The sequence below is a fragment of the Erwinia sp. genome, assembly GCF_031978025.1.
In the GTDB taxonomy this organism is placed as follows: Bacteria; Pseudomonadota; Gammaproteobacteria; order Enterobacterales; family Enterobacteriaceae; genus Erwinia.
In genome coordinates this window covers 1-6,061 of the sequence record NZ_DALZCD010000264.1, presented here as the reverse complement: position 1 = coordinate 6,061, position 6,061 = coordinate 1, and the positions used below count along the sequence as shown (strand labels likewise).

7 protein-coding genes are annotated in these 6,061 nt (G+C 56.0%); all 7 read left to right on the top strand.

Annotation, left to right across the window (positions count from 1 at the left end):
• Window positions 1–232 precede the first annotated feature (232 nt).
• Window positions 233–661 carry a thiol-disulfide oxidoreductase DCC family protein gene (locus RTK32_RS17710; protein ID WP_312046281.1) on the top strand — a complete coding sequence of 143 codons (429 nt, stop codon included), beginning with the start codon at window positions 233–235 and terminating at the stop codon, window positions 659–661.
• A gap of 74 nt (window positions 662–735) precedes the next feature.
• Complete coding sequence (locus RTK32_RS17705) at window positions 736–1,449, top strand: GNAT family protein (RefSeq protein WP_312046279.1); 714 nt, start codon at window positions 736–738, stop codon at window positions 1,447–1,449.
• A 117-nt stretch (window positions 1,450–1,566) separates the two neighbouring features.
• Complete coding sequence (locus tag RTK32_RS17700; RefSeq protein WP_312046277.1) at window positions 1,567–1,992, top strand: DUF2231 domain-containing protein; 426 nt, start codon at window positions 1,567–1,569, stop codon at window positions 1,990–1,992.
• Window positions 1,993–2,001: 9 nt separating this feature from the next.
• A complete protein-coding gene (locus RTK32_RS17695) occupies window positions 2,002–3,315 on the top strand; it encodes a sorbosone dehydrogenase family protein (protein ID WP_312046275.1) in 1,314 nt (437 codons plus the stop codon).
• Window positions 3,316–3,517: 202 nt separating this feature from the next.
• The gene (locus tag RTK32_RS17690; protein ID WP_312046273.1) at window positions 3,518–4,300 is read left to right on the top strand and encodes a siderophore-interacting protein; all 783 of its coding nucleotides are present in this window, start codon (window positions 3,518–3,520) and stop codon (window positions 4,298–4,300) included.
• Window positions 4,301–4,364: 64 nt separating this feature from the next.
• Complete coding sequence (locus tag RTK32_RS17685; protein ID WP_312046271.1) at window positions 4,365–4,895, top strand: PadR family transcriptional regulator; 531 nt, start codon at window positions 4,365–4,367, stop codon at window positions 4,893–4,895.
• A 104-nt stretch (window positions 4,896–4,999) separates the two neighbouring features.
• Window positions 5,000–6,061, top strand: a 1,062-nt coding sequence (locus RTK32_RS17680) for a Tar ligand binding domain-containing protein (RefSeq protein WP_312046269.1), incomplete at its 3' end; no start/stop codon positions are given.

The window sequence follows — 6,061 nt, the reverse complement described above, 5'->3', positions numbered from 1 at the left end:
GATGCCCAGCAGCTCGCTGGTCAGCCGGGTACACTTGCTGAGGATTTCATCTCGCCCCGCGTCGTCTGCTGTCAACATCTCCAGCGCCAGTTGGTATCGGGTTTCGCCTTGAGAAATCGGCATTCTGGTATTCCTGAAACGTATCAAAATGGAGGTATGCAGCTTTTCAAGCCAGGCTTAAGGTCTGGTCGCGTAAAAGCGGCTTGTTATTTTTTCTGACTTTGGTGATGCTATGTCCAATACTGCTGAAACTCTGCCGTCACAGGACCGAATTGTGCTCTATGACGGCGTCTGCAAACTCTGTAACGGCTGGGTAAACTTCCTGTTGCGTTATGACAAACGCCACAGCGTGCGCCTGGCGGCCGTCCAGACCGATAAGGGCAAAGCGCTGCTGAAAGCCGCCGGCATGTCGCCCGACGAGATCAATACGATTGTTCTGCTTGAGCAAGGGCGCGTTTACCTGCGTGCCGATGCGATATTCCGCGTCATGCTGGGTCTGCCGTGGCCGTGGCGAGCGCTGTCGGTACTGCGCTTCTGCCCCCATTTCATCAGCGACCGCTGTTATAATCTGATTGCACAAAACCGTTATCGGCTGTTTGGCCGATTTACTGAGCAACAAAAACCGCCGGCGGACTATCCGGGCCGGTTTATCGATCGGTAACAGGCGCTGCCGAGCTTTGTTACGCGGTCAGTGCGGCTGGAAAATCAGTTCGCTTATTGCAAAGGAGGTATAAATTGTCCGTTCGATTGAATAAATTTCAACAGCCGGTTGGTGAGGCCTTACCCGAATGGGCGCCGCGCCCTTTGCCTGAACGTCAGGCGCTGGTGGGGCGTTTCTGTGTGCTGGAGCCGCTGGAAAGCGCCCGGCATTATGAGGATCTGCTGGCTGCATGGGGCAGCGCCGAGGATGGCCGCGACTGGACCTATCTGCCCGCTGGCCCTTTTAACGCTGAGGAGCTTCGTGACCATCTTGCCCAGGCCGAAGCCAGCCGCGATCCGCTGCATTTTGCCGTTATCGACCGGCAAAGCGGCCGCGCTGTCGGCACGCTGGCGCTAATGAGAATTGAACCCGCGCACGGCGTGATGGAAGTGGGTTACGTCACTTTTTCGCCCGCGTTGCAACGCACGCCGCTTTCTACCGAAAGCCATTTTCTGCTGATGCGTTACGCCTTCGATGAATTGGGCTATCGTCGATACGAATGGAAGTGCGACAGCCTTAACGCGCCTTCGCGCCGCGCGGCGGAGCGGCTCGGCTTTCGCTATGAAGGGCTGTTCCGTCAGGCGATTGTCTATAAAGGACGCAGCCGCGATACGGCCTGGTTTTCCATTATTGATGAAGAATGGCCCGCCCTACGCGAAGCCTTTGAACGTTGGCTGGACGCCAGTAATTTTGATGCGGCAGGGGTGCAGCGACGTTCGTTGGCCGATTTGCGCCAGCAGCGAATATAATCTTAATTTTCTTCACATTATTAAACAAGAAGTCACTAACTTTACTAACCTTTTACAGTCTGCGTGGTCGCATTGCTTTCGGGCCGCGCGCATTTTCCCTGTTTAAGGAGCCGGTAAATGACTTCCCAGGTAACATCACGCCATTCGACTTTTGCGGTGGCCGTCTATTCGTTGTTTCATCCTGTCCCGCTCGGCTTTTTTGTGGCGGGATGGATCTTCGACATTATCTATCTCTACAGTACCGAGATCCTCTGGACGCAGGCCGCGAGCTGGCTGATCGCTATCGGGCTGATCATCGCGATTATTCCTCGCCTGATTAACCTTGTGCAGGTTTGGGTGGGCGTCTCTTATCCGCAGGGATCGGCGGTAAAAGTGCATTTTTGGGCTTATCTGCTGGCTATCGTACTGGAAATTTTCAACGCCTTTATTCACAGCCGCGACGCGTGGGCCGTCGTGCCTGCTGGCGTTATTCTCTCCACCCTGGCGGTGGTTTTAATGCTGTTCGCCAATGTGCAGCTCGCCGTGCGCGATCGCACCGCTTAAGGAGGAGTTATGAAAACGTCAACCACACTCTCACTGCTGGCCGTCTCGGTTTCGCTGCTGCTCGTCGGCTGCGACGACGGCGCTAAAATCGATCCCGCAAAGCAAACCGGGGCGAATCCGGTGCTGCCGGCGGCAAAAAACTTCCTGGTCCCGCCCATGAAGGTCCCGAGCAGTACGCCATGGAAGGAGGGGGAAAAGCCCCGCGTCGCGGAGGGCCTGAAGATAGAAAAAGTTGCGGACGGTTTCCAGCATCCGCGCCAGCTCTATACGCTGCCGAACGGCGATATACTGGTGGTGGAGGGCAGTGCCCCGGCCGCGCCGACCAGCCAGCCTAAGCAGCTGGTCACCGGCCTGGTTCAAAAGGCATCGGGCAAGGGGGGCGCCGGCGGTAATCGCATTACGTTGTTACGCCATGACGGTACAAGCTGGCAAAAGTATCCCTTCCTGGAAAATCTGCGCTCGCCGTTTGGCGTGCAGCTGATTGGCGATACGCTGTATGTGGCAAATGCCGACTCGCTAATGAAATATCGCTACGAAAGCGGCGCGACAAAAATCACCGATCCCGGTGCCGAACTGACCGAGCTTCCAGGTGGGCCGATAAACCATCACTGGACCAAGTCCCTGCTGGCCAGCCCGGACGGCCGTAAACTCTATGTTGGCGTCGGCTCTAACAGCAATATCACGGAAAACGGCATCGGCGCGGAGTATCGTCGGGCAGATATTCTGGAAGTGGATGCGGCCACCGGTGCCAGCCGGATATACGCCAGCGGGCTGCGCAACCCTACCGGGATGCAGTGGGAACCCCAAACCGGCAAGTTGTGGACCATCGTAAACGAACGTGACGAGATTGGTGCCGATCTGGTGCCGGACTACCTGACCTCGGTACAGGAAGGTGGCTTTTATGGCTGGCCTTACAGCTACTATGGCCAGCATGTGGATGAACGCGTTCAGCCACCGCGCCCCGATCTGGTGAAAAAAGCGATTAAGCCTGACTATGCACTCAGCTCGCACGTTGCGCCGCTGGGGCTGTGGTTCTATACCGGCAACAATCTGCCGGAAAAATACCGTGGCGGTGCTTTTGTCAGCGAGCACGGCAGCTGGAACCGCAAACCGCTAAACGGTTATCAGGTAGTATGGGTCGCTTTCCGCAACGGCGTGCCGCAGGGGCAGCCTGAACCGGTGGTGACCGGCTTCCTGACTGACGATCAAAAATCGGTTCGCGGCCTGCCGGTAGGCCTGACAATGGATAAGCAGGGCGGCCTGATGATTGCCGACGACGCCGGCAACATAGTCTGGCGCGTGACGAGCGCAGCCACGCCGTAACCCGACGTTATCGTTTCAAGCCGCCCGGCGTTCTGCCCGGCGGCTTTTTTTTGCCTGCCGATCCTGTGGATGATTCGTGCGGATGGTCAGACGGTGAGCAAAAATCCGCTTGCGGTTAAGATATATCATAGATATATTTTCCTGCGTTGCACAGCCGAATCCAGGATTGATTATTACGGGCTATTACCCCGTCAGGAGAATTATGTTGACCGAAAAAACGGGTCGCGCTCCCCGTCGCGTAAGAAATGAATTGCGTTTCCGTCCGGTAGAAGTGATTGCGAAAACCTTTATCGCCAACAGCTTTTACCGTATTGAGTTTGGCGGCGAGGCGCTGGCCGGTTTTACTTCGGCAGGCTTCGACGATCACGTTAAGGTCTTTTTCCCGGATCCCGCCACGGGCGAGCTTTATCTGCCACAGGTCACGGAAGAAGGCATCGTGTGGAAAGATGGCATTCGTCCGCTGTCGCGCGACTATACGCCGCTGAGCTTTAACCCGCAGACAAACAGGCTGACGATAGATTTTTATCAACACAAAGCGGGCGTAGCCAGCGACTGGGCTACCACGGCGCATCCTGGCGACAGACTGGCCATCGGTGGCCCGCGCGGTTCGCTGATCGTCCCGGAAGATTATGCTTTTCAGCTGTACGTTTGCGATGAAACGGGCCTGCCCGCGTTCAAACGCCGCATGGCTTCCCTTGGCGACAGGCCGGTCAGGCTTTATGCTTTTGTTAATGAGGCTCAGGGAAAGGCCTACCTTGGCGATCTGCCCAACGTCGACATTAGCTGGCTGGGCAGCGGCGCCCTGCAGGCTGACGTCAACCGGCTTATTTCCGGGCTGGAAGATCTGACCTTACCGGCAGAAGAGTACTTTATCTGGCTGACGGGCGAAGGCGCGGCGGTGAAGCAGCTCAGCGACTATTTTACCGGCAGGCGCAAGCTTAATGCCGACTTCGTGCGTGCGGTGGCTTACTGGCACGAGAAGTAGGGCTGTTGTATTATCCAGGGGGCCCAATAACGAACCATCCCCTTCAAACAGATTCAGGCAGGCAATGAAATCACAGCGCAGTTCCCAACACGACTTCTTCGGCGGCGCGGCCAGTGCCGCGCCGAAAAAAAGGCGCGAAAAGATGCTGGATGGCAGCGATGTTCGTCTGCTGCTCCTGCATTTTATTGCGCAGGGTGCCGCGCACGGTTATGAGCTGATCAAAACGATTGAAGATCTTTCCCGTGGCGAATACAGCCCCAGCCCCGGCCTCATTTATCCCAACCTGACGCTGCTGGAAGAGATGGACTGTATCGAATCCCGCGATCCGCAGGCGGCTCGTAAAGCCTATAGCCTGACCCGGCACGGCGAACGCCAGCTGGCAGAGGGGCAGGAAACGCTGCACTTTATCATCAACCGCCTTAGCTCGATGGCCATCCTGGTTAATAACCGCAGCATCCCTGAAGTGGAGCGCGCTATCCACAATATGCGTACTGCGCTAAATATGCGTCTTTCGCAACCCGATTTAGCGAAGCAAACGCTGCACGATATTATCGACGCGCTGGATGAAGCCGCACGCAAAATTGAACGCAGCTAAAAAGTAGCCCGACGCTACTGGCATAAAAAGAAACGTTTTTTTTCTAATGTTACCGGTAACTTTGCCGATATAAGTCGCTTCTGAAACAATCACCAGGTGTGGCTATGTCCGTATTTTCCCGAATCAAAACCTCCTCTTTTTTGCTCAGCACAATTATCGCCTTTGGCGTTTTGCAGCTTGTCGCGGGTATGCTCTTCCTTAATGCGCTCAACCATAATAAAGAAAGCTTTGAAGCCGCCTCAATGGCCAGCGATCGGGTGACCTCGCTGACGAATGCATGGTATGAGCTGAATGCGGCGCGTGCTGACGTTAACCGTGTACTGATCTGGCTGCAAAAAGAGGGGCCAACCAGCAGCGTCATTGGCGATATGGTGGCGCACGGTAAAAAGCAGCTGGCGCTGGCCGGGCGCGACTTTAACAATTATCAAAACGCGCCAGACCTCCCCGGACTCGATCCCACTCTTAATAGCAGGCTGGCGGAAAGCTACAAGGTGTACGCCGGACAGCTTAATCAGCTGATGGATATTGCCTCACGCCGTGATATCAACGGCCTGTTCAGCATCAACGTGGCGGGCAACCAGAAGATTATGCAGGGCGATTACGACAGCTGGCGCGCCGCCGTCGGCCAGCTGTCGAAAACCACCTCTGCCAAAAGTAAGCAGGTATTTACGCAGATGCTGTGGCTGATGGGGGCGATTTTGCTGGTAGTTCTGAGCGCCGTGGTGGTTAGCTGGTCGGTGATCAAACACGTGCTGATTCAGCCGCTGGCGCGCGCGCTGGGGCATATCAACGCCATTGAACAGGGCGATCTGACGGCGCAAATCATGGTCGACCCGCATGCCCGTAACGAGATGGGCCATCTGCTCTCCGGCCTGGCGATAATGCAACGGTCACTGGTGAAAACGGTGGGCAACGTGCGTAACGGTGCGGATACCATTTTGACCGGCGTGAGTGAAATCGCGGCGGGTAATAACGATCTCTCCTCCCGTACTGAAGAGCAGGCCGCCTCGCTGGAGCAGACTGCTGCCAGCATGGAACAGATTACCGCCACGGTAAAACAGAATGCGGACAACTCGCATCAGGCGGCGAAACTGGCGATGTCTGCCGCGCAAACGGCGGAAAAGGGCGGCGCTATTGTTGATGGCGTAATAAAAAGTATCTTTGGA